Raw genomic sequence first — 22,224 nt, 5'->3', positions numbered from 1 at the left:
CACGACCGGGAATGGCTTTGGGGCCGATGATGCCGGACAATCGCGAGGTCGAGCTGAAACTCATTCCCATGAGTGGGGACCTCGAGCACTATGCCCGGGCGGCCAAGGCGTTGGGGACAAGCGGGAAGGGCAGGACACGGCGCCTGCACTCCGTCTACTTCGATACCCCGAAGCTCAAGCTGCGGCGCAAGGGCTATTCGCTTCGCATCCGGCATGACGGCCGGAAGAACATCCAGACGGTCAAGTCGAGTGGCGCCGGAGCGATCATGCGCGGCGAGTGGGAGTGCGCCGTCGCGACCGATGCACCGTCGAAGGATACGCTCGCAGGGACGCCTCTGTGCGATGTGCTGGGCGACCGCGACCTGAGCAACTTGCGAGCGGTTTTCAGCACGCAGGTCAGGCGCAGGACCTTCGTCATCATGCGCCTCGATGCGACGGTGGAACTGGCGCTCGACATCGGAGAGATCCAGGGCGATGGCCGGTCGCTGCCGATCTGCGAGGCCGAGCTCGAACTCGCAAGCGGCACGCCGACTGCGCTCCTGAGCTGTGCCCGTGATCTGGCATCGATCGTGCCCTCGCTGCCGGTATTGTCGTCCAAGGGCGAGCGCGGCTTCCGGCTGAGCGCGGGTTCCCCGCAGAGCGCCGTCAGCGAACTGTCCTTCGATGTCACGCCGGGCATGAGCACGGAACAGGCCATCCAGAGCACGTTCTCCACTTGCTTCACCGGACTCTTCGATAACTTTGCCCTGCTCGCGGCGGGCAGCGGCGGCGAGGCGCTGCATCAGGCACGGGTCTGCATTCGCCGGATACGGGCGCTCGCCTCATTGTTCGAGCCGGCCCAGCAATGGCGAGGTGACAATGACCTTTCGCCACGGCTTCGCTGGCTGACCCAGTTTCTTGGTGCATCCCGCGAGGTCGATGTCCTCTGCGAGACCGTCCTGGCAGCGCTCGGCGCCAGCTATGGCAGCGCCCCGGGCGTTGCAGATCTGAGAGCGGTCTTTGAAACCCGGGGCGCGCACGCTCGTGAAACGGCGATCGCCTATCTGAAGTCGCCGGCTGCCCTGGAGCTCAGCCTCGACCTGCTCGGCGCGCTGGCACGAACCTCGCCGACGCCGGAACAGGCCGAGCTGCTCCAGATGCCGATCGGGCGCTATCTGAGACGCGAACTTCGGCCGCGGCTGAAGTCGTTCCTCAAGCGCTGCTGGCACATCGAACGGCTCGGTCCACCCGAACAGCATGAGGCTCGGGTTCGCGCCAAGAAGCTCCGCTACATGATCGACCCCTTCGGCGCGCTTCTGCCCCAGCGAAGCTTCTCCGGCCTCATCGAGCCTCTCCAGACAATTCAGCGCGTCCTTGGCGACCTCAATGACCGCAGGACCGGTGAGGCCTTGCTCATGAGCAATGTCGAGGAGGTGCTGGGCGGGGACAGCGGCGGCGGCCGCATTCTCTTCGCCGCCGGCCTTGCAACTGCGCTCTGCCGCGCGTCCGACACCAAGGACGTGACGGATAGCGCGGCGGCTGCCCGCTCCAGGCTGGAACGCGCCGATCTCGATTTCGACGAGGGGAAAGATCCCGATCCGGCATAGCCCGCTCCTCCGAGCCGCCGGGCTCGCCGGACAAGGCGCAAGGAAGCAATGATGTTCGGTCGCCTTCCAATCCTGAGCGGCTTCTCCGGCTTCTCCCCCGATTGGCTGCGCTTTGACGTGACCGCAGGCCTGGCGGTGGCAGCGGTCGCGATCCCGAGCGCCATTGCCTATCCCGCGATCGCAGGGCTGCCCGTCGAGGTGGGGATCTATGCGAGCATCCTGCCGCTCGTCGGCTATGCGCTCTTCGGGCCCTCCCACAAGCTCATGCTTGGCCCCGATGCGGCGACGATGACGGTTCTTGCCGCAGTCATGGCCGCGATGCCTGCCGGCTCTCCCGAGGAGCGGGTCGCCACTGCTGCGGCGCTTGCATTGGCTGTCGGCATCCTCAGCCTTCTTGCCAGCACGGTCGGCCTCGGCGCCATCGCGGCCTTCCTGTCCCGGCCGATCCTGATCGGATTCATCAGCGGCATCTCGATATCGATCATGGTGGGCCAGATCGGTCGGCTGACCGGCGTGAAGATCGACGCCGACGGCTTGCTGGCCCCAGTCCTGGAACTGTTGCGAAGATCGGATCTGATCCATTGGCCATCGGTGACGCTGGGAGCGGCGATGCTGGCGCTTCTGCTGATCCTGCCACGCCTGCGCTTTCCGATCCCGGGGCCTCTCGTCGTCGTCGTCGTTGCAGCCATCGCCTCCCATCTGTTCAATTTCGAGGCGATGGGTATCAAGGTCGTCGGCAGCCTGCCAAACACACTCCCGGCCTTGTCGTTTCCCACCGGGGCTGCCTTGCCGCGGCGCGAACTCGTGCTCGGCGCCGGGGCCGTCTGGCTCGTCAGCGTCAGCGCCGGGCTCGTCAGTGCGCGCAGCTTCGGGGTGCGCGGCAATTTTCCGATCGATGCCAACCGCGAGCTCGTCGGCATCGGCGCGGCCAATATCGCATCGGGATTGTTCAGCGGCTTTCCGGTCACCATCTCGGATTCGCGTACGGCGATAAACCTGGCTGCCGGAGCACGATCGCAACTGGCCGGGCTGGTTGCGGCCGGCGCGCTGACGGCGCTGCTGCTCTACCTCAATCAGGCGCTGCGCGTGCTGCCGGTGCCGGCGCTGGGCGCCATTCTGGTCGCAGCGGCGTTGAATCTCATCGACATTTCCGGCTTGAGGGAAACCTGGCGCATCAGCCGGGTCGAGTTCGTCTTTGCGCTGATCAGCATGTGGGGAGCGATCAGCCTGGGGGTGTTGAGCGGCGTGGTGATCGCCATTGCCGGGACCCTGCTTCATCTGCTGCTCAAGGATATGCGACCGCGCGATGCCTTGCTCGGGCGCGCTGCCGGCAGGCCGGGCTTCTACAAACTTCATCGGGTACAGGAGGCGCGGCCCGTTCCAGGGCTGGTGATCTACCTGGTTCAGGGCAACGTGCTGTTCTTCAATGCCGAATACGTCAAAGCCCGGATCGAGGGTATCGTCGATGCGGCACCGCCGGGGACGCGCTGGCTCGTGATCGACGCCAGCGCGATCGCCCAGATCGATTCAACTGCTGCGGTCATGCTCGGTGAGCTGCAGGGGTGGCTTGCAGAGCGCGGCGTGACGCTGGCCGTCGCGGAGCTGCACCGGGATCCGATGGACATCCTCAGGCGATCGGGTTTTCTCGATGCGATTGGGCCAGGGTTGATTTTCGACGAGCTTCAGGATGCCGTCGGCGCCTTTGAAGCCGAGCGCCGCGTCATTCCAGCAGGCGAGGGCATCTAGGGCATCGGCCCGAAAAGTGGATTCCGATTTTTGGGAAAGCCGATGCAAACACAAAGGGTTAGATCATCAGACCGGATACGGTTTCCGGTTCGATGATCTAACCGGCCGCCCGCGAGCGGGCCTCCCGAATGAGGATGTCGACGCTGACGATGAAGACCCAGACCGGGAAGATGATCACGGTCCAATCTAGGAATTGGCTGCCGATCAGGATGATGGCGGCGGCGATATACCCTGTGATCGCCGTTGCGCGTGCGGCAATTCCGGTGCGCAGGACGATCGTCGAGGCCGTCATCAAGAAGACGCCCGCCATTTTCAATGCGTAGATGCTGGTCAGGTGATAGGCGAGCGACCGCGCCAGCATGAAGGTCATCGACCCCGGCAGGTCCCTGGGAACCGCGGAATAGGCGATGAGGATCGCCCCGACCGACGAAGCGGAAACGAAGAGAAGGCCGATGAACAGGAGGCCGCTTCCGAGAAAGACAGTTGCAAACAGCTTGTCTTCGGCCGCTCCCATCCGGTCGCGGAGGACACCGACGAACCACAGGAACGCGATGCCCGCAAACGGGATCAGGTTGAGCGCGAGCGACACTTTCCAGGATTGCGGACCCAGCCAGTCGCCAGGGTCTCGCGGGTCCAGCCGCACGGTGTCGAGGATCAGAAAAAGCGAGGTCAGCAGCAGCACCGAAAACAGGATCCCGGCGGCGGCGGCAGCCCTCGGGGTCTTCAGGCCCTTTGCCGGATGCGGGTTGTAGCCACTCGCTAGGGGGTCGGTTGTCATCGTGGTCCAACCCTTCTTTCAAAACGGCTCCAGAACGCTGACGAATCTCCGGGAAACACGCCGTTTTGTCAGGCGCCAGGTTCCCATTGGTTTGTTGCGGTGGCAATCGAACTGCACGGACACGATACAAGGCTGACTCTGCCCGACTGATCGCAAGTCATTGCTACGAGATAAGGCCCAGTTGCTCCGCGGAGAGGACAAGCTCGGCTATCGAGCGTGCGGCCATCTTTTCCATCACATTGTGCCGGTGAGCCTTGACGGTGCGAATGGTGGTTCCGAGTTCGTAAGCGATCTGCTTGTTCATCCGGCCTCTCGCCACAAGAGCGAAGACCTCGCGCTCCCGCGGGGTGAGGCTGCCGAGCCGAAGGGCTCGCAAGACGGCGCCATTGTCATCGTGCCTGGTGCGACGACACCGGGCCAGCGCCCGGTCTATCGCATCGAACAGCACGTCCTTGGTGACTGGCTTTGTCAGGAAATCCTCTGCGCCCGCCTTGATCGTGCGGACACTGGTTGGAATGTCGCCGTGACCGGTCAGGAAGATCACCGGCAATCGCGATCCGGCCGCATTCAGGCGGAGCTGAAGGTCGGGCCCGCTTACGCCGGGTATATCGACGTCGAGCAGGATGCAGCCGTCCGTTCCTTCGTCGGGAAGCTGGTCCAGGAGCTCGGCTCCGGTCCCGTATGATTTCGCCTGGAAGCCTGAGGCTTCGAGCAAACGAACCATTGCGGTTCTGAAGGACGTGTCATCATCGACGAGGTAGATATTGGCTGGCATGGAGGCCCTTCATGTCTTCATGGCGGGGAGATGGATATGGAAGGCGACCCCGCCATCATCGCGGTTGGCCACCCAGATCCGCCCGCGATGCGCGAGAATGATCTTCCTGCTGATCGCCAGTCCGAGGCCCATGCCATCGGCCTTCGTGGTGTAATACTCATCGAAGAGCTTCCCCAATGCATGGGGCGGGACCGACGGTCCGTCGTTGATGATGGATAGTTCGACGATGTTTCGTCCACGGGCCACGCTCCTTGCGACGATTTCCCGTCGAGAGCCGCCACTGCCGATGATGGCATCGAGTGCGTTGATGGTGATGTTGAGGATCACCTGCTGAATCTGGATGGCATCGGCAGGGATCTCCGGAAGTCTCTCGTCCAGCTCTGCTTTCAGGACGATATCGTTGGCGGCTGCACGGCTGGAAACGAGCCGGAACGTATCGCGGACACAGCGGTTCAGATCGATCGTCCGGGTGGGCGACCGTGTCGGTCGGATCATGTTCCGCACGCGGTCGATGATCTCGACCGCGCGCATCTCGTCCCGCTTGATATCCGCGACGATGTCCTGAAGGTCCGCGATGCTGGGGGCTGCGTTCCTGAGGATGATCTCGGCCGCTTCGGTATTGATGAGGATTGCGCTGAGCGGTTGCTTGAGTTCATGCGCGATGAACGCAGACATTTCTCCGAGCGAAATCCGCCGCTCGACCGTCATGGCTTCGGACAGGAACTGACTTGCCTCCCGCTCTGCAGCAGCGCGTCGCTGGCGTTCGAAGAGCAGCAGGACGATCAGGACTGCCTGCAGGAACAGCGCGATCGAGAACCCTGCGATCGGCCAGCCATATTGCTCCCAGGCCGTGGGCTGACGCGCGACCATGTCCGAGTAGCGGAGCGCCTGCGAGACCTCGCCGGGTCCGGAGCCGAGGACGAGATTGAGGAGGAGGCCGGAAATCACGGCCAGGACGAAGACCCCGCACAGGATCAGGTATCGGTGCCGGACAGCACGCAGCGTCACCGTGGCGGCCTGCGCCCCCGCGGGAAGTCGAACGCCCAGTGCCGCCTCGGAGCGCTGCAATGTAGCCTCCCTGTCGCTGCCTCACCCGTTGCGTTTCAGCAGGTTTCCGCGACCCAGTGCCTCGCGAAACTCGTTTCCTGGTGGTCGTCCAGTTTCTGGCGCTTCGGCAGCTTGATCTTCTCGCGCGGCGGCGCCTCGTAGGGGATCGAGGACAGGATATGAGAGATGATGTTCAGCCGGGCGCGGCGCTTGTCGTCGGAATGGACGGCAAACCAGGGCGCCCAGCTCGTATCACTTGCCCGGAACATGTCGTCGCGGGCACGGGAATAGTCATTCCAGCGGCCATAGGATTTCAGATCCATAGGCGACAGCTTCCAGATCTTGCGCGGGTCGGTGATGCGCTCCTCGATCCGGCGCGTCTGCTCCTTCGGGCTGACCTCAAGCCAGTATTTCAGCAGGATGATGCCGGATTCGACGATGACTTTCTCGACGCTCGGGACTGCGAACAGGAAGGCCTGGGCCTGTTCCTCCGTACAGAACCCCATCACCCGTTCGACGCCGGCGCGGTTGTACCAGCTGCGATCGAAGATCACGACTTCGCCGGCGGCCGGCAGATGGGGCAGATAGCGCTGGACGTACATCTGCGAGCGTTCGCGATCGGTCGGCGGAGGAAGCGCGATGACGCGGAAGACCCGCGGGCTCACCCGCTCGGTGATCGCCCTGATGACACCGCCCTTACCGGCGCCGTCACGGCCCTCGAAGATAATGCAGATCTTGGCGCCGGTATGCTTGGCCCATTCCTGGAGCTTGACCAGTTCGCCATGAAATTCCTTCAACTGGCGCTCGTAAGGCTCTCGCTTCATGGCCTTGCTGACAGGAGCATCCATGATCACGCCCTCCCGGTTAGGACCAGGCCAGGAAGAAGGCGACATCGCCGGGCAGCCCACCCGGCCAGTCGATGATCATCGCGCGCAGCCGATAATTCGCGGGCTTCAGATGCTCCTTCCAGAATTCATAGGCCTGGCGCGGCCGTCCGGTGAGCGTCGTCGGCCAGTCCGCCTCTGAATTGTTGAGCGCACGGCCTTTGTCGTTGCACAGCGCGCTCGGGAACCGCATCACCATGACCTCGCGCTCGCCACGCTCGGCAGCCGCGCGCGTCTTCACTGCGAGGTTGTGCTTGATCCGGGCAATCAGCTCGGCATTGACCTCGACCTCTTCCGCAAGCGTCTTGATCAGCTTCTGGCGTGCCTCCTCGGCCTTATCCATGGCACCCAGCATCTTGGATGCCTTCGCCATCTCGATGTCCGCCATGTAGACTTTCAGGTCGTCGGCCGACATGAAACTCTCGTCGGCGAGAATGTCGGCTTTCGCGCCGTGCGCCGCGGTCTGGGGCATTGCCGTTTCCTCTCCAGTCGAAATCGCGATTGCCTGCTTGGTCAGACGCCGTCCGGACGACCGAGGGTTTCCTTGAGCTCGGCTTCGAGGCTCTCGATGAGCTGTTGGTACTCGATGCAGCGGGCCTTGCGGATGGGCAGCAGCGAACTCTCCCACTCCGCAAGCGCGCGCTCGGCTTCGGCCAGGTCTGCGCAGAGCGCACGGAAACTCTCGCTTCGAAGTGCTCTTTCCTTGATCGACCTTCCATGGGCCGGAAGATGCCGAATGGCAGCCAACACGCCCTGATCCATCGCAACGGTACTCCGCCGACGAGCGCTACGTTGCGACCACTATGGAGAAAGATCGCGTCCGCGGGAGTAACTAACGGGAGGCTACGCTCGCCAGGCGACCGCAAACGACGCGTGCGGCCAGTCGAACCCGATCGACAGGGGCGGGACCTGTGGCGGATTGCGCGGCGCCTGGGCCGGCGGGCAGCATCATGCGGGCGTAACCTCCCGTTAGTTACTCCCGCTCCCCTGGGCCGTCGCCTATCCTTGCCCCTTCACCGAAGTCCCGCTCCCAGCCGCAACCGCGCGGGCGAATGAAGCAGGATGCCGTATTCGGCGGAAGCGGGCGAACCCGGAGGCCACGCCATGACGACATTGAAGAACTGGTCGCTTGCCTTTGCCCTGCTTGCCGGCGTGGCGTCCTGGTCCGGCAGCCAGCCGGCCAGAGCGCAGACGGTCATCGTCGCAGGCGTCGGCCCGGCGGCCATCGACGAACTCAATGTCAAGGTTGCGGCAGTCGACCGGCCCAATCGCACGATGATCGTGCAGCAGCGAAGCCACCGTTGGCTCGTCGAGGTGCCGGAGATCTTCGGTGATCTCTCCAAGGTCAAGGTCGGAGATAATCTCGAGATCAGGCGGATCGACGGGGCGATCGCGGCCGTCACCAGGGGCAAGAAGGGCCTCAAGCCCGGCGTCCGGTACTCCGAGGGCAAGTCGGATGCGGTTTTCCAGAACCTCCCCTCACGATTTGTGACCCGTACTGCGACTGTGACGGCGAAGTTCAACGGCTTCGACGCTGCCAAGAAGGTTGTCACGATCGACGGTCCGGATGGTCGGCGTTCCCTGCCGGTTGCAGACCCCGTCCTTGCCACCGATCTCCAGAAGCTGAAGCGCGGCGACATGATCGAGCTCGTCTTTACCGAGGCGTTCCAGGTGACGCTGAAGTGAGCCGGCGCGGGCTGGCGTTCCGCGCCTGACACGGATACCGTTGCGATAGCGTTCAGGGTCGGATGGGGAAGCCATGGCGTCGCCGAATATTCATCCTGCTGCCCCGGACCATTTGCCGCCCTTCATCACGGCTCCGGGAGAGACCGACTATCTCATGGTCGCGATGGCGGTGCTGCTCCTCGTCGCGATCCTGACGGTTGGCATCATCTTCTTTCGGCTGCACACATTGCCGGAGCGGATGGCGCACAAGTCGCAGAAGCTCCAGTTCGAGATTGTCGCGGTCCTCGGGCTTCTGGCGCTGTTCACCCATATCCACCTGTTCTGGGTGGCAGGGCTCCTGCTGGCGCTGATCGACTTGCCCGATTTCTCCGGCCTCTTCGGTCGCATGGCTCACGCTCTCGAGCGAATTGCGGGTTCGACGCCCCGCCGAGGCGGGGGAGCAACAACCGAGCCACCAGACCCGTCCGATTCCCAGGAGATGCCTACAGATCAAGGGGCGGAGCAGCATGGGCGCAAGAAGGAGCCGACCCATGCTTGAGCTCATGTTCTGCTCGCTTCTGACGATCCTGCCGGACTACCTCTTTCGCCGCTACGGTCAAGGCCGTCGGATCGGCAAGGAGATCACGCTCTATTCGGTCTGGTTCGAGCTGCGCTGGGGCATCACGGCCTGCGCGATGCTGACCATCGGGTTGATCACGGTGATCTTCTACAATCACCCCTCGACTACGAACGCGACCCTGTTCTTCAGGGCGGTGCCGATCGTGCCCGAGATCAATGGGCGGGTCGCCGAGGTTTTCGTCGGACTCAGCGGCAGGATCGAAAAAGGCGCGCCGATCTTCAGACTGGATAGCAGCCGGCAGGAAGCGGCGGCCGAAACCGCCCGCCGCAAGATTATCGAGGCCGACGCTGCGCTCGCTGTCGCCCGGTCCGAGCTCGCCTCGAACGAATCCAAGATCCAGGAGGCGAGGAGTGACCTCCAGCAGGCGCAGGACGAATTGCGGACCAAACAGGAATTGATGCGACGGAACGCGGATGTCGTCGCACAGCGCGAGATCGAGCGGCTGCAAGTCCTCGTCGCCGGGAAGGAAGCCGCTGTGAACTCGGCGACCGCGGCGCGAGACACGGCGCAAACACGGATCTCGACGCTGCTGCCGGCGGAGAGGGAAAGTGCTCAGGCGGCGCTGGCCCAAGCCCAGGTCGATCTCGAAAAGACCGTGATCAGAGCCGGAGTGTCCGGGCGTGTCGAACAATTTGCGCTTCGTGTCGGGGACATCGTCAACCCGCTTCTGCGCCCGGGCGGCGTATTGATCCCTGAGGAAGCCGGACGTTCCTCGTTGCAGGCGGGCTTCTCCCAGATCGAAGCGCAGGTCATGAAGGTCGGCATGGTGGCCGAAGCCACCTGCATCTCGAAGCCCTGGGTCGTCATTCCGATGGTGGTGACCGGGGTGCAGGACTTCATCGCAGCCGGGCAGTTTCGCGGCGGCGAGCAGTTGATCGATGTTCAGCAGATCGCCCGGCCCGGCACGATCCTGACATTTCTCGAGCCGCTCTATCCCGATGGGCTCGACGGCGTGACGCCAGGCAGCAGCTGCATCGCCAACGCCTATTCCAGCAATCACGATCGCATCGAGTCCAAAGAAACTGGATCCGTCAAAAAGGTCCTCCTTCATGCGGTCGATGCGGTCGCGCTTGTTCATGCCATGCTGCTGAGGATCCAGGCGCTGGTCCTGCCCATTCAAACACTGGTCTTCACCGGACACTGATCCGGCAGCTCACCCACCGATCGATCGTCGTCCCTCGCGCCCGCAATGCGCAGAGATCGCGGCAATTGGCTCTCGCAGGGCATAGCGGCCGCACGAGATCCCCATAAAAACGGTGGCCGAAACCGTCGGGCAGGCGTAAGCTCCCGCCGCGACTTCTTAAATTTGTTACGGATTTCGGACCTGTACGTGGAGATATTGGTCGGGGGAGGCCAAGTCCATGCAGCGGAGAAATTCTGGCAGGGCCTTTCTGAGCTCTGATGGGAGCGGCCCATCATCTAGAGATATTATGGAACAACTTGAACTGATCCTGGCAAGTCCGGAGTTCAAGGTATCCGACCGGATCAGACGGTTTCTAAGCTATGTTACCAGTGAGACCCTTGCGGGCCGTGCCGAGCGTATCAAGGCCTATTCGATAGCGACCCAAGTTCTGGGCCGCGATTCACATTTCGATATTCAGAATGATCCCGTCGTCCGCATTGAAGCCGGGCGTCTCAGACGCGCGATGGAGCGCTATTATCTTGTCGCTGGGCAGGCAGATCGCGTGCTCATCGAAATTCCGAAGGGCGGCTACGTTCCGCATTTCTCATGGCGGTCGCTCGATCCATCGGTCGAGCACGGGCAGAGGGCGCAGCCCGCGGCTATAGCCGTCTCGGCCAGGACGAAGCCGCGGGCACCCTGGGTCTGGGCGCTGATCGGCGCCATGGCGCTGGTCGTCGTCGGCGTCGGGATGGGGCAGGTCTGGCGCAGCGATCGGGCGGACGGCCCGGTCCGGCCAGCCCTCGTCGTGGCGCCCTTCGCCAATCTCTCTCCCGGCTCCGAGGCCGGGCTGCTCGCTGCGGGCATCACCGAAGAGGTGCTCGTCCAGCTGGCGAGGTTCAAGGAATTGTCGGTCTATGTGCGGGAGTCGCCGGGCAAGCCGACGTCCGTGCTCCCCGCGCCGGAGGCCGGAGGCAGGCCGGGCAGGGAGTTCGTCCTGGAAGGGAGCATACGCACCTCTGAGGGAAAGCTCCGGGTCTCCAGCCGCCTGCTCGATGGCGCCACGGCGGCGATCCTCTGGTCGCGGGCGTATGATGCGGATTTGCGCGTCAGCGACGTCCTGGGCGTCCAATCCGATATCGCCGCCAAGGTCGCCACGGCCGTCGCACAACCCTATGGCATCGTGTTCGATACCTCGCAGGTGAAGGCGGAGGACGGCAGGCCTGAGAGCTTCGATGCCTATCAGTGCATGCTCCGGTTCTACCGGTACAGGCAAAGCCTGGGTCAGGACGAGCACATCGCGACGCGGCAATGCCTGGAACAGACGACTATACGTTACCCCAGCTATTCGACGGGCTGGGCCATGCTGTCCTATCTCTATCTCGATGAGGACCGCTTCCGGCTGAACCGTCGGCCAGGACCCCCGGATGCGATCTCCAGAGCCCGCAACGCGGCCCTGCGTGCGGTCGAGCTCGATCCAGAGAATGTGCGGGCTCAACAGGCTCTGATGACGATGCTGTTCTTCAACCAGGAGCCGGCCGAGGCACTGCGGATCGGGGAGCGGGCGCTGGCTCTCAACCCGAACGACATGGAACTGCTCGGGGAATATGGCAGCCGCCTTGCGCAGGCAGGTCAGTGGAAGCGCGGCTTTGATCTGCTCGATGAAGCGGTTGCAAGAAATCCGGTCCGATCGAGCTACTATGTTGGGATGCAGGCGCTCGCTGCCTATATGCTGAATGACGACCAGATGGCGCTCTCACTGATCCGGCGGGCGGACCTCGCCAGCTTCTCGCTCTATCATTTCGTGGCCGCACTCATCTATGCGCGCGCCGGTCTTGACGCAGAGGCAGCCGCGAGCCGGTCGCAGTTTCTCAAGCTGCGCCCCGACTTCTTCGCCAATCTCGGTGCGGAGCTCGCCAAGCGCAATTTCAACGAAAAGGATCGCGCCGCCCTGATCGAAGGCGCCCGGCTCGCCGGTTTTCCGCTCCGGCAGCGTCTTACCCATGCGAATTAGGCCGTCGCGGCGAGCTATCCGACTGGAGCCCCGTCGGCGCAGCGCTCTGGGCATTGCGGGGCGGAGACGAGTAGCTGAAGACGATGGCGCTCCGCAAAATCCTGATCGAAAAGAAAGACAGCAGGGAAAGCTGGGATAATGTTCTTCCGATCGAGGGCTCTTGATCAGTAAGCTGCGAGAATTCGCCGCAGATGGTGAAATCGAACATAGGTATATACTGCACTCAGGGCGACGAATAGATACGGCTCGCGCGGCAGCCTGCAAGGTTCAATGCGCGGACCGAGCGTGGAGGCTTTGACGATGAGCAAGCTGATCAACCGCGCAGTCTTGGTGGCAGGGACAGTCGTACTGGCCGCCTGGGTTCCTCTGCCCAGTCAGGGTTCGTGCAACAGCCCCAAGGGCTGCACGATGGATGCCATCTATGAAAGCTACGACATGATGCAAAGCGGCCAAATGCAGAGGGCAATGGACGAGGGACAGGCAAATATCGCGGCGTTTCATGCGTTGAAGGAGTGGGAACTCAGGCAAAGCGAAGCGCCCGTCCACCACCACTCGTGATGACCGCTCGTATTCGCCATGGGATGACCCGTTCTCGCGCTGGTTTGCCAGCCACTTAACGCCTCACCGGGACCATTGTCATAGCGATCCTGGATCTATGGCCCGGAGGCGGCGGCCTTCGACATGAGCTGGAAGCCGGTGGATTTCGAAGAGGTCAAGCCGTGGCTTGCGGTGTCTGGATCTGCGCCTTGGCGAAACAGGATGAAATCAAACTCCTGCGGCAGCGCGAAGCGCTCGCCGCAGGGCAGGTGGGTTCCGTCGGATTGGCTGTGAACAGCCAGTCACAATCGTTATCGATCCGTTAATTCCAGGTTGGTTGCACGGCAACGTGCGTGCTAGTCCGAAAAGAAAAATGCTGTCTTTTGGGGGCTTTCTGTGGCGGTTCCATGTAATTATCAGGTGCTATCGGCGCCTGTGATCTCGTTTTCGCCTGTATTACCTTGCGGCCTGAAGGCGATATCGAGGGGTCTGCGCTCAACTACGTCTGTCGCGAGTTTGCTGTCCGCCTGTATTATTGCAGGCGTCATGGTTCCCCCGGCATCGGCCGCAGACATAACGATTGGCCCGGGCCTCTTGCCGGTATCGAGTGATGCCGATGTCGGTCCGTCTGGCGATGGGGTCATCTTCAACGGCGGCACGCTCCGGTTCGATACGAGCTTCAACCTCTCGACGGGGCGGGCGCTAAGCCTTGATGCCGCTGGCGGCACCATTGACACCAACGGCTTCGACACGACGTTCGCCCGCGACATCGCGGGGGCCGGCGGCCTGAACAAGACCGGCGCCGGCACCCTCACCTTGAGCGGCATGAACACCTATACGGGCGCGACGAGTGTTGCGGCTGGCGGCACCCTTGCGCTGACAGGTCAGGGCCGCATCAACCAGTCGAGCGGCATCACCGTCGATGGTGTTTTTGACGTGAGCGGGGCAGCCTCTGCGCAGGTCAAGGCCTTGAACGGCAGCGGCGAGGTCCGGCTCGGACCCGCGAGCCTTATGGTCAACAATGCCAGCGGCATCTTTTCCGGCGCCATCCGCGGCACCGGCGGAATCTCGATCAATGGCGGCACCCAGATGCTGACCGGCGCGAGTGATTTCTCCGGGGGCGCCGGGATCGCGAGTGGCGCCACCCTGCAGATCGGCAATAACGGCAATACGGGGTCGATCACCAGCGACGTGACGAACTATGGCAGCTTGATCTTCAAACGATCCGATGATGTGACCTATGCCGGGAGCATCTCGGGCCCGGGGACGTTCTCGCATCTTGGATTGAGCAAGCTCACGCTGACCGCGACGAACAGCACCCGAGGCAACGTCTTCATCGGAGCTGGCAGCACGTTGCAGCTGGGCAATGGCGGAACGACCGGCTGGATCGGCGGCACCGGCAACTTTGTCGGCTCGATCAGCAATGCGGGTGCATTGATCGTCAACCGATCGAACACCGTTTCGTATCGCGGCGTCATCTCCGGAAGCGGCACGCTCACGCAGATGGGCAGCGGCACGCTGACCCTGGCCGGCACCAACACCTATACGGGCGCGACACTCGTGACCGGCGGCACGCTCGTCGTGAATGGTTCGATCGCATCCTCGTCGAGCGTGACCGTCTCGCCTGGCGCTACGCTGAGTGGCTCCGGCCAGATTCCCGCGATGATCGTCAATGGCACGCTCGCTCCCGGCAACTCGCCCGGCACGCTTACCGTCAACGGCAGCCTGACGCTGGCCGCCGGATCGAGCTATCTCGCCGAGGTACAGGGTGCGGTCTCGGATCGCGTCAACGTCACGGGCGCTGCAGCACTCGCCGGTACGCTCAGGATCGTGCCGCTTGGCGGCGCGTACACATTCTCCAGCCCCTACACGTTGCTCTCGGCCGCGGGCGGGCTCGGAGGAAGCCGCTTCGGCACCGAGGCAACATCCGGCACGTTCGGCGACGGCGTCACCACGGCCATCTCCTACACCAGCAACGACGTCCTCCTGACATTGACGCCAAAACCGCTGGTGCCGATCGTCACGCCGCCGGCAGCTCCCCCGGGAGGCCTGTCGCCGCGCATGTTTGGCGCCAGGATGTTCAGCGGCTTCTCGATTGCCAGTGCGATCGATCGGGCCGTCGCTGCCGGTGCCGATCCATCCCCGCTGTTCGCGATCTACAACCTGCCGGCAGCCGAGATACCCGCTGCCGTGAACCAGCTTTCCGGCGAAGCCCATACGTCGGTGCCGGCCATGGCCAATGCCGCCGCGGACCAGTTCCTCCACGCCATGCTGAACCCGGCGAGCGCCGGGCGAAGCGGGGCAGGCCATGGCGCCGCGACGTTCTCGGCGCTGGGCGGCAAGGGAAGCGACGAACCGGCTCGGCCGGCCTTCCTCGACGCCCCCGCATACTCGGTCTGGGGGGCGGTGCTCGGCTCCGTAGGGCGCAATGACGGAGGAGCCCGGGACGGTTCGGCCAAGCGTAATGTCGACGACGTGCATCTCGCCGTCGGTGCCGACCTTCGCGTTGGCCCTGGCAGTACCGTCGGCTTCGCCGTGGCCGGCGGCAGCGCCCGCGCATCGCTCTCGGGCGGGCTCGGAAAGGCTGATGCAGACATTTTCCAGGCCGGCATCTACGGCATGACCAAGCTCGGACCGGTCAACCTGGCTGCTGCCCTGGCCTATGCGCGCCTGGAGAACGATGTGAACCGGGCCGTGCCGGCTCTCGGTGCTTCCAGCCTTTCATCGTCCTATGGCAGCAACGCCTGGAGCGGGCGCCTGCAGGCCAGCGCCGCTCTGTTTGAGTGGTCCGGCGTCACGCTTTCACCCGTGGCAGCATTGCAGGCCATCCAGGTCCGCAGCCCGGCCGTGACCGAGGCGAGCTGGAATGGCGCCAGTGCCGCCGCGTTGAGCCTGGCTCGGCGGAGCGACGTCACCAGCCGAAGCGAGCTCGGAATGCAGCTTGATCTCGGCGGGGCTGTGAACGGCCTCCCGGTTGCCGGTTATCTCCGGGCTGGCTGGGCGCATTACTATCAGCGCGAAGCCGGATTGAGCGCCACGATCAGCGGTCTCGCGGGTTCAGGGTTTGCGATCGATGGCGCGCGCGCTCCCCGCAACAGTGCGCTCCTGGCGGCCGGGCTCGATCTGAAGATCACGCCAGCCGTAACCCTGGGCGCTCGCTTCGATGGTGAACTCGCAGCAAGTGCAAATCGCCTCGGCGGACAGGCGCTGGTCAAGGTGAGCTTCTAGGCTGCCGATCGGACCCGGTCGATAGAGACCGCCTTGCGCGCCGCCTGATCTGCGGTCGACGTCGAGACGGAATTCGGCGGCGCGGAAGAGGCCGCTCGCGTTGGTCGCGGCCGGCCCAAGGGGAGGCCTGGTCTCAGGATCAACGCAAGAGCCATTGGCGTTGGGCCTGTCCGCGTTGCCGTGATCCGGCGCAGCGGAAGCTCATGGAACCATCGGAGGGATTCAGCGATTATCTGAGCCAGACCCGCAAGGGGGCCGCTTACCTCATGCGAACCGCATGCGCTCCATGACATGTGCTCACAGGCTCCTGGCGGAGGAAGACGCCAAGGGTTTGCGAGGGACCGCCTCGAACGCCAGATCGGGAGGGAACGATGATCCAGTTCGAATTGCTGCGCGACCAGGCTGTCCTTGTACTCTCGCCGGACGGGCCGATTGAACAGGCCGATTTTGAGCGGATCGCCCGGGAGGTCGATCCGTTCATCGCATCCCATGGCAGGCTCGCCGGGGTGATGATCCGCGCAAAGGCCTTTCCGGGCTGGGACAGCTTCGGCGCGCTCGTGTCCCATCTCCGCTTCGTCAGGGATCACCACCGCAAGATCGATCGCATCGCGGCGGTGACCGATAGCGAGTTGCTGAAGATCATGCCGCATATCGCCAAGCACTTCGTTGCAGCGGAGGTTCGGCAATTTCCCTTCGATGAAAGGGCGCAAGCCCTGGCGTGGCTGGAAGCCGCGCGCTGATTGCGACGGTCCGACGTAATGGACGGAGCAGGGCCGGTCCGTTGAGGGAGGACAATCAGCAGCCCAGGGCTGCGCCACGGCAGGCGGCTGCAACATCACATGTGCGATGCAGGCCGCAGACGGATATCCTCTTCGAGCGAAAGCCGGCACTGCGGCTCAGCGGGCTCACCTTGCGGGGGGGACGCCCGAAAAACGCCTTACGATGCGTCCCCGGAGGGGCTATAACGATGCACCGGATATCTCGGGTATTCGCTGCCGATATACTTGAGGTTCCTGAGCCCTTGTATTCCCTCGTCTGGAACCGACCAAGCATACGTCGCCTGACGAGGCCACGGAGATCATGATGGTCATGCGCGCTGTCGGCGCTCGACCGGACAGAGGCGCGTCGATCAAGGCAATCCAGGCGGCTTTGGCCGCCGCACGGGGATCATCTGCCACCAGTGGAGCATGCCGATGTGGATTCTGATGTATGTCTTCTCCTACTCGGTCAACCCTGCCGCGACAAACGACAGGGCGGAATGGAGGCTGCGCCCGAGCGTGGTGTTCCAGGAATTCTCGACGGAAGAGCGATGCCTGTCCGCAAAATCGAAGCTCGACGACAGTTTAAGGGAGGCTGGAGACAAGATTAGAAGCGGTTTGGAGGATTTGAAGAGCATCGGGAAGGCCAGCCCGGGACAGATCATCATTGCCTATCATGTGGAGTGCCTTCCGAAATGATTTCAGATCCGATGCCGTGACTCGATTTTTAGGCCCCGCTTGATCCAGCGAGTTCGGCCCGTATGGACTTCGTATCGGTCCGCACTTGGAGACATCGGCCGGGTCTTGCGGGAGCTCTCCCGCCATGGCCGGCGCACCTGAGCGGACCGGTGATGAAGCCACGGATTCGCGTCGTTATTGCAACACGCGCCAGCCGCGTTTCGCATCCGGCTACAACCTTTGCGTTCAAGCTGGCGGAGCGGACCGAGGCCATGCCATAGCCACGTGATCGACAGGGTGCTTTTGGGATTGGCCAGGTCAATGCGACGAGACGGTGATGCCCCCAAGCGGTCGTTGCGGCGGCGCTGGATCAAGGTCTCCCTCATCGCAATAGCGGCATTGCTTGTTCTCGTCTTGCTGCCGCTCGGCCTCATTCTTTATCCGACGCTCAAGCCGTATCCCAAGACGGATTTTCAAGCCGCCGCTTCCCAGGCCGAAAGGAATCGCCAGGATCTGGCGCATCTGCGGCGTTTGCCCGAGGTTGAGCGGAGCTTCACCAGCGAAACCCGCGCGGCGTATGGGCGAGCTCTCGATGCGATCGAGCAGCGGGCAGGTGAGCTCGACAGGGCGGGCATGGCGATGGCGACGGCGAAGGCCGTGGCCCTAGCCGATAACGGCCATACCAACATCATCGGGATGGCAGGGGATCATGGCTTCAACGCTGCGCCCATTCGCCTGGGATGGTTTTCTGACGGATTGTTCGTGATCGCGGCCGCCGACAACCTGCGTCATCTTCTCGGAGGGCAGATCCTCGGCACAAACGAGCGCCCGACCAAAGCGCTGGTGGAGGCGCTGCGCCCTTATGTCGGCGGCCCCGCCAATCTGTCGAAGGAGTTCGTGCCGAATTTCCTGATCTCGCCTGAACTGCTCCATGCCGCCGGACTCGCCGACACGGCAAGCAGCAGCACGTTCGACATCCGGGCCGCAGATGGGAGTATGAGGCGGGCAAAGCTTGCTGCGCTGCCTGCCAGCCAGGCGCCGTTGAGTGGCAATTTTTGGCCGAAGCGCCATCTCAGCCCCGTTGCGCCAGTCGCTGGGGCGGCCGAATGGCGGCACGTCCTCGACGGCGTTGCTCTGCCGCTCTATCTCTCGCGCCCTGGAGGAGAACTATTGGCATATTTATCCGGCGCAGGACCTGCTCTATGTCCAGATCAACCGGATGAGCGACAAGGGACCGGTCTCGGCATCCCGGTATCTATCGGACATGCTCGACGATGCCGCTAAGAAATCAATTCGAAACGCCGTCGTCGACCTGCGCTTCAATCGCGGCGGCGATTATGTCCTGACCGCGGATTTCTCGCGCCGTTTGCCTGAACTTCTGCCGCCGGGTGGCAGGCTCTTCATTCTGACCAGCGCAAACACCTTCTCCGCGGCGATCAGCACCGCGGCACGGCTGAAATATTTCGCCGGCTCCCGCGCGCTCCTGATCGGAGAGGCGATGGGCGATCGGTCCCAGTTCTGGGGTGAGGGCGGAACCACCCTGTTGCCGAACACGAAACTGACGCTGCGCTATACGACGGCCTATCACGATTGGGAGAACGGCTGCAGCCTTTCGCAGATCATGACGTGCTTCCTGCTGAACTATGCCTATGCCGTGCCTGCAGGATCGCTCCAGCCGACGCTGACGGTTGCACCGACCTTCGCAGACTATGCCGCCGGCAAGGATCCCGTGATGTCGGAGGTCATGCGGCTGATCGCTACCGGCAAATAGGCGCGAGCGGCTCGGGCGCGATGGCGAGCCGGCCTGGGCGCCTCCGCTCCAGGGCTGCCGGCGTCAAGCCATTCGGCCCGGAGCGATATCAGCGGGGCCGCTGGCGCCTACTCGGAATAGTCGACCGGGGCTTCGGCGGGCGCAGCGTTGTAGAAGATGAACACGAGTGGTGTACCGGGTTCGGCCGTGGCGTCCGTGCGCCGGCCACAGACCTCGCCCGCCACATCGCAGGTATATTCCGCGACCACTTCGCCGAATGCATTGCGCTGGATGGCGACCTTCTGCCCAATCTTGACCTGGTCCTTCAGCTTGACCAGGAGCTCGACGAAGCCGCCATGGGTTGAAAGAATGGTGTGCCCGCTATTGGCGAGGAACACGCCTGAATCGCGGCCGGTGCGCCCGATCGGACCGGCAATGATGCCGTGATGCTTCAGCACATTCATCGTGCCCTCTGCGAAGAGCGGGATCAGGCCGTGGTCCAGAATGCGCGCAGCCCCGATCTCGGGCGTGAAGGCTGGGATGCCTGCGTCGATCAGGGCGTTCGCCAGCAGTGTGGGATAGGCGCGATTGTCGAATATCTGGTCGATCGGATAGAGCTCGGCCATGGCCCTGACCTCGGGCAGGTCCATTCGGGCGAGATGGAACCCCGTGAGATCCATCCCGGTGGTCCCCGTGTGGAAGTCGATCGCAAAATCGGCATTCGGCCTGAACAGCCTGTTGAACAGCAAGCCGGCATGCCGGCTGGGCGCGCTGGCACCGTTTTCATTTCCGGGCCATTCGCGATTGATGTCGATGAGATCTATGCCCCGTCCGGAATTGGGCCAGCGGCGCGCCATGCCCTCCAGCGCCGGACGCGACACATCGAGAATCGCCATGACGCTGCCCGACATCGTGGCCGGATCGAGCTGGGCCATGACCGACTGGATCATGTGCATCGGGCTGATCTCGTCGCCGTGCACACCGCTGATGAGCGCGATGCGCTTGCCTGGCTTCGCTCCCTTGGCGACGATCACGGACACGTACCAGTGCTGCCCCGTCGGCATCTGCACGCCCTGGAAATAGAAAAGGTGCCTGCCGGGCGCGAGGTCCTCGAGGTCGAGTGCGCTGATCACTCTTTTCCCGCCGATCACGTCTCCGGTGAAGACCGTCCCGCGCGACGCGGCCTGGGCCGAGCGGGCCGCCGGCGCCGAAGCGGCCTGAGCTCGTGCGGGGCCGGCATGGGCCGCAAGGGCAGCCGACGCGCCGACCGAGGCAATGGTTGCCCTCATGAAGTCACGGCGATCGAGGCTGTCTGTTTCGTCTGACATGGCGATCGGTCCTTATGTCGTACGCGATGGGGACGGTCTGCTCCCGGCCCGGCGCCGACGCAAGATCCGGGCGAGACGCCGCCGCTCTTGCGGGGCTGGTATTCTGTCGCTCTCTGCATGCGGTCGACAGGAGGGCGAGCACGATGCCGGGCAAGGCGGTCATGCCGCAAGCAGGGCTCTCCCAGCAATCGGAACCAATCGCCGCACGTGCCGTTGGTCTTCCAGCCCTGGCGATGGCTGGAAGCAGTTGGACCGTCCTTGCGGTCGCCAGCACCGGCCATCGCTGGCAACGATCCAACTCCGCTTCGGCGTGTGCCCTCAGGGGTGTCGCTCGAACCCGAGAGGAATGCGCAAATGGCAGGTTCAGGCGATCCCTGCAGATCGGCTGAGCTAACGGACCTGGTGGGATGCATCACCGCGCTGGAAGCGACCGTGATCGTGGCCCTGGGGGCAAATCGCGCTTGCGGGGGCCGACACGGCCGAGGAGGCGAATGCCACGCTCGCCGAGCTCAGGACGGACGCATTGCGATCAGGTGAGGGAGGCTCTGCGAGCGGCAGCGGAAGCGGACGGAAAACTCTCCGGCATCCCTGATCAGGCCTTCACAAAAGAGCTCGCCCGGATATTCGGCGCAATTCGCTTCGCCGGGCTGCGCTCCAGTAGTCCGGGCGATCTCGACCTTTTCGCCGGTTATCGCCGCTCGCGTCGACGCAGAGCAGTCGATCGAGATTGACCCGACGGTTGCCGGCCTGACAGGCCCCTGACCGACGGTTTGTGATAGGTCAATGCCTCCTCGCTCGACTGCCGTGATGGTGTCGGTTGCGGGAGAAGGGTAATGAATGGTTCTTCGCGCGAAGTCTTGCGGTTCGGTGGGGCGGCTTTGGCGCTTGCAAACGCCGTCATGCTGCTTCTCAGCTTCATCGATGCGGTGAACGATGAAGAGGCGATCGAAGCCGCTCGGTCCACTGCCACTCTGCCGACGCTTCTTCTGATCCTCGGCTCCATAGCTGTGGCAATCAGCTTTGCGGGAGAACGCTAGAAGCCCGTCGCTTCGAAAGGGCTGGAGAATTTTCTCATTTTGGGCGATGATGCGGCGGAACTTGGGCAGTGCTGCCGCAGTTGAAGCTGAGCAAACCTCGGAGGCGACAATGGGCATTCTCGAGCTATCGATCGTACTGGCATGTGCCTCGGCCATCGGATTCTACATCGCTGATGGGGCGGCATGAGGTAGGACCTCTCCGCCTTGATCTGACGCAGGCGCGCACACTCCGCTCCCGATGCCCTTGCTCCCGCGATCTCACAGGGGTTCTCGGGAACGTCCTGGGATGCGCCTTGGCACCGGGCTGGCCCGGGAGAGCGCTCAGCTGTCCGGATTGGGAAAAGGGCCAGGCTCTCCCAGCTGGCCGTGGCCCGCCTCGTTGTCCTGCCCCGTCTGGAGCGAGACGTTCAAGGCAATCAGCAGCGAGACCCTCTCTGTGAGCTCATTGAGCGCGTCGACCATCTCATCGACGATTTCGGCGCTGTGATCGAGACCACATTGCTTGAGGAACACGACGGCTTTGCGCGCACGAAGGATCAGGTCGTCATAGACAGGTTGCATAACGATCACCGCCAGCTGCGGGAGCCGCTGAGCATGATGCAGCCTGAGCGTGCGCGGGTAGAGACTTACGGCCGGTGTCTTCCAAGCCCTAA

The 22,224-nt window shown here is 63.4% G+C and carries 21 protein-coding genes; 12 read left to right on the top strand and 9 right to left on the bottom strand.

Annotated elements, in window-relative coordinates; genetic code table 11:
• Positions 1-11 precede the first annotated feature (11 nt).
• Both AB4118_RS17775 and AB4118_RS17770 read left to right on the top strand, forming a co-directional pair.
• A complete protein-coding gene (locus AB4118_RS17775) occupies positions 12-1,586 on the top strand; it encodes a CYTH and CHAD domain-containing protein (RefSeq protein WP_441490977.1) in 1,575 nt (524 codons plus the stop codon).
• 51 nt (positions 1,587-1,637) lie between these two features.
• Complete coding sequence (locus AB4118_RS17770) at positions 1,638-3,332, top strand: SulP family inorganic anion transporter (protein ID WP_441490976.1); 1,695 nt, start codon at positions 1,638-1,640, stop codon at positions 3,330-3,332.
• Positions 3,333-3,429: 97 nt separating this feature from the next.
• Here AB4118_RS17770 and AB4118_RS17765 read toward each other — a convergent pair whose 3' ends face one another.
• The 6 genes from AB4118_RS17765 to AB4118_RS17740 all read right to left on the bottom strand — a co-directional run bounded on the left by AB4118_RS17765 (position 3,430) and on the right by AB4118_RS17740 (position 7,566).
• Complete coding sequence (locus tag AB4118_RS17765) at positions 3,430-4,110, bottom strand: hypothetical protein (protein WP_441490975.1); 681 nt, start codon at positions 4,108-4,110, stop codon at positions 3,430-3,432.
• A gap of 163 nt (positions 4,111-4,273) precedes the next feature.
• A complete protein-coding gene (locus tag AB4118_RS17760) occupies positions 4,274-4,885 on the bottom strand; it encodes a response regulator transcription factor (RefSeq protein WP_441490974.1) in 612 nt (203 codons plus the stop codon).
• Between the two features lie 9 nt (positions 4,886-4,894).
• Complete coding sequence (locus AB4118_RS17755; RefSeq protein WP_441490973.1) at positions 4,895-5,953, bottom strand: sensor histidine kinase; 1,059 nt, start codon at positions 5,951-5,953, stop codon at positions 4,895-4,897.
• 35 nt (positions 5,954-5,988) lie between these two features.
• Positions 5,989-6,780 (bottom strand): polyphosphate kinase 2, encoded by a 792-nt coding sequence (gene ppk2, locus AB4118_RS17750; protein WP_441490972.1) that lies wholly within the window; start codon positions 6,778-6,780, stop codon positions 5,989-5,991.
• Between the two features lie 16 nt (positions 6,781-6,796).
• The gene (locus AB4118_RS17745; protein ID WP_441490971.1) at positions 6,797-7,288 is read right to left on the bottom strand and encodes a hypothetical protein; all 492 of its coding nucleotides are present in this window, start codon (positions 7,286-7,288) and stop codon (positions 6,797-6,799) included.
• Between the two features lie 41 nt (positions 7,289-7,329).
• Positions 7,330-7,566, bottom strand: coding sequence for a hypothetical protein (locus AB4118_RS17740; protein WP_441490970.1), 237 nt, complete (start codon positions 7,564-7,566; stop codon positions 7,330-7,332).
• 354 nt (positions 7,567-7,920) lie between these two features.
• On the opposite strand from AB4118_RS17740, the gene AB4118_RS17735 reads away from it, so the two are divergent.
• The 10 genes from AB4118_RS17735 to AB4118_RS17690 all read left to right on the top strand — a co-directional run bounded on the left by AB4118_RS17735 (position 7,921) and on the right by AB4118_RS17690 (position 19,227).
• A complete protein-coding gene (locus AB4118_RS17735) occupies positions 7,921-8,502 on the top strand; it encodes a hypothetical protein (RefSeq protein ID WP_441490969.1) in 582 nt (193 codons plus the stop codon).
• Between the two features lie 73 nt (positions 8,503-8,575).
• Positions 8,576-9,040 carry a hypothetical protein gene (locus tag AB4118_RS17730; RefSeq protein ID WP_441490968.1) on the top strand — a complete coding sequence of 155 codons (465 nt, stop codon included), beginning with the start codon at positions 8,576-8,578 and terminating at the stop codon, positions 9,038-9,040.
• Positions 9,033-10,265 carry an HlyD family secretion protein gene (locus AB4118_RS17725; protein ID WP_441490967.1) on the top strand — a complete coding sequence of 411 codons (1,233 nt, stop codon included), beginning with the start codon at positions 9,033-9,035 and terminating at the stop codon, positions 10,263-10,265. Before AB4118_RS17730 ends, AB4118_RS17725 begins: the two co-directional genes overlap by 8 nt.
• Before the next feature lie 286 nt (positions 10,266-10,551).
• The gene (locus AB4118_RS17720; RefSeq protein ID WP_441490966.1) at positions 10,552-12,255 is read left to right on the top strand and encodes an adenylate cyclase; all 1,704 of its coding nucleotides are present in this window, start codon (positions 10,552-10,554) and stop codon (positions 12,253-12,255) included.
• 300 nt (positions 12,256-12,555) lie between these two features.
• Positions 12,556-12,813 carry a hypothetical protein gene (locus AB4118_RS17715; protein ID WP_441490965.1) on the top strand — a complete coding sequence of 86 codons (258 nt, stop codon included), beginning with the start codon at positions 12,556-12,558 and terminating at the stop codon, positions 12,811-12,813.
• A gap of 573 nt (positions 12,814-13,386) precedes the next feature.
• The gene (locus tag AB4118_RS17710; protein ID WP_441490964.1) at positions 13,387-16,020 is read left to right on the top strand and encodes an autotransporter outer membrane beta-barrel domain-containing protein; all 2,634 of its coding nucleotides are present in this window, start codon (positions 13,387-13,389) and stop codon (positions 16,018-16,020) included.
• Between the two features lie 371 nt (positions 16,021-16,391).
• Positions 16,392-16,760, top strand: coding sequence for a SpoIIAA family protein (locus tag AB4118_RS17705; protein ID WP_441490963.1), 369 nt, complete (start codon positions 16,392-16,394; stop codon positions 16,758-16,760).
• A 453-nt stretch (positions 16,761-17,213) separates the two neighbouring features.
• Positions 17,214-17,477 carry a hypothetical protein gene (locus tag AB4118_RS17700; protein ID WP_441490962.1) on the top strand — a complete coding sequence of 88 codons (264 nt, stop codon included), beginning with the start codon at positions 17,214-17,216 and terminating at the stop codon, positions 17,475-17,477.
• Between the two features lie 300 nt (positions 17,478-17,777).
• Complete coding sequence (locus AB4118_RS17695; protein WP_441490961.1) at positions 17,778-18,740, top strand: hypothetical protein; 963 nt, start codon at positions 17,778-17,780, stop codon at positions 18,738-18,740.
• Positions 18,676-19,227: a S41 family peptidase gene (locus AB4118_RS17690; protein WP_441490960.1), complete on the top strand. Its 552-nt coding sequence runs from the start codon at positions 18,676-18,678 to the stop codon at positions 19,225-19,227. Before AB4118_RS17695 ends, AB4118_RS17690 begins: the two co-directional genes overlap by 65 nt.
• A 107-nt stretch (positions 19,228-19,334) precedes the next feature.
• Here the strand turns inward: AB4118_RS17690 and AB4118_RS17685 are convergent, their stop codons facing one another.
• From AB4118_RS17685 to AB4118_RS17675, 3 genes are all read right to left on the bottom strand, one after another.
• A complete protein-coding gene (locus AB4118_RS17685) occupies positions 19,335-20,534 on the bottom strand; it encodes a M14 family metallopeptidase (protein ID WP_441490959.1) in 1,200 nt (399 codons plus the stop codon).
• Positions 20,535-21,043: 509 nt separating this feature from the next.
• Complete coding sequence (locus AB4118_RS17680; protein WP_441490958.1) at positions 21,044-21,688, bottom strand: hypothetical protein; 645 nt, start codon at positions 21,686-21,688, stop codon at positions 21,044-21,046.
• A gap of 204 nt (positions 21,689-21,892) precedes the next feature.
• The gene (locus AB4118_RS17675; protein ID WP_441490957.1) at positions 21,893-22,132 is read right to left on the bottom strand and encodes a hypothetical protein; all 240 of its coding nucleotides are present in this window, start codon (positions 22,130-22,132) and stop codon (positions 21,893-21,895) included.
• Positions 22,133-22,224: the final 92 nt, after the last annotated feature.

Origin of the sequence: Allobosea sp. 2RAB26, from assembly GCF_052115465.1 — a bacterium.
In the GTDB taxonomy this organism is placed as follows: Bacteria; Pseudomonadota; Alphaproteobacteria; order Rhizobiales; family Beijerinckiaceae; genus Allobosea.
This window is presented reverse-complemented; position numbering and strand designations above follow the sequence as displayed.

Coding starts and splice junctions, on each gene's coding strand:
- AB4118_RS17775 (WP_441490977.1), top strand. CDS start 12: ATGGCTTTGGGGCCGATGATGCCGGACAATCGCGAGGTCGAGCTGAAA.
- AB4118_RS17770 (WP_441490976.1), top strand. CDS start 1,638: ATGTTCGGTCGCCTTCCAATCCTGAGCGGCTTCTCCGGCTTCTCCCCC.
- AB4118_RS17765 (WP_441490975.1), bottom strand. CDS start 4,110: ATGACAACCGACCCCCTAGCGAGTGGCTACAACCCGCATCCGGCAAAG.
- AB4118_RS17760 (WP_441490974.1), bottom strand. CDS start 4,885: ATGCCAGCCAATATCTACCTCGTCGATGATGACACGTCCTTCAGAACC.
- ppk2 (WP_441490972.1), bottom strand. CDS start 6,780: ATGGATGCTCCTGTCAGCAAGGCCATGAAGCGAGAGCCTTACGAGCGC.
- AB4118_RS17745 (WP_441490971.1), bottom strand. CDS start 7,288: ATGCCCCAGACCGCGGCGCACGGCGCGAAAGCCGACATTCTCGCCGAC.
- AB4118_RS17735 (WP_441490969.1), top strand. CDS start 7,921: ATGACGACATTGAAGAACTGGTCGCTTGCCTTTGCCCTGCTTGCCGGC.
- AB4118_RS17730 (WP_441490968.1), top strand. CDS start 8,576: ATGGCGTCGCCGAATATTCATCCTGCTGCCCCGGACCATTTGCCGCCC.
- AB4118_RS17725 (WP_441490967.1), top strand. CDS start 9,033: ATGCTTGAGCTCATGTTCTGCTCGCTTCTGACGATCCTGCCGGACTAC.
- AB4118_RS17720 (WP_441490966.1), top strand. CDS start 10,552: ATGGAACAACTTGAACTGATCCTGGCAAGTCCGGAGTTCAAGGTATCC.
- AB4118_RS17715 (WP_441490965.1), top strand. CDS start 12,556: ATGAGCAAGCTGATCAACCGCGCAGTCTTGGTGGCAGGGACAGTCGTA.
- AB4118_RS17705 (WP_441490963.1), top strand. CDS start 16,392: ATGATCCAGTTCGAATTGCTGCGCGACCAGGCTGTCCTTGTACTCTCG.
- AB4118_RS17700 (WP_441490962.1), top strand. CDS start 17,214: ATGTGGATTCTGATGTATGTCTTCTCCTACTCGGTCAACCCTGCCGCG.
- AB4118_RS17695 (WP_441490961.1), top strand. CDS start 17,778: ATGCGACGAGACGGTGATGCCCCCAAGCGGTCGTTGCGGCGGCGCTGG.
- AB4118_RS17690 (WP_441490960.1), top strand. CDS start 18,676: ATGAGCGACAAGGGACCGGTCTCGGCATCCCGGTATCTATCGGACATG.
- AB4118_RS17685 (WP_441490959.1), bottom strand. CDS start 20,534: ATGTCAGACGAAACAGACAGCCTCGATCGCCGTGACTTCATGAGGGCA.
- AB4118_RS17680 (WP_441490958.1), bottom strand. CDS start 21,688: ATGCCCATTGTCGCCTCCGAGGTTTGCTCAGCTTCAACTGCGGCAGCA.
- AB4118_RS17675 (WP_441490957.1), bottom strand. CDS start 22,132: ATGCAACCTGTCTATGACGACCTGATCCTTCGTGCGCGCAAAGCCGTC.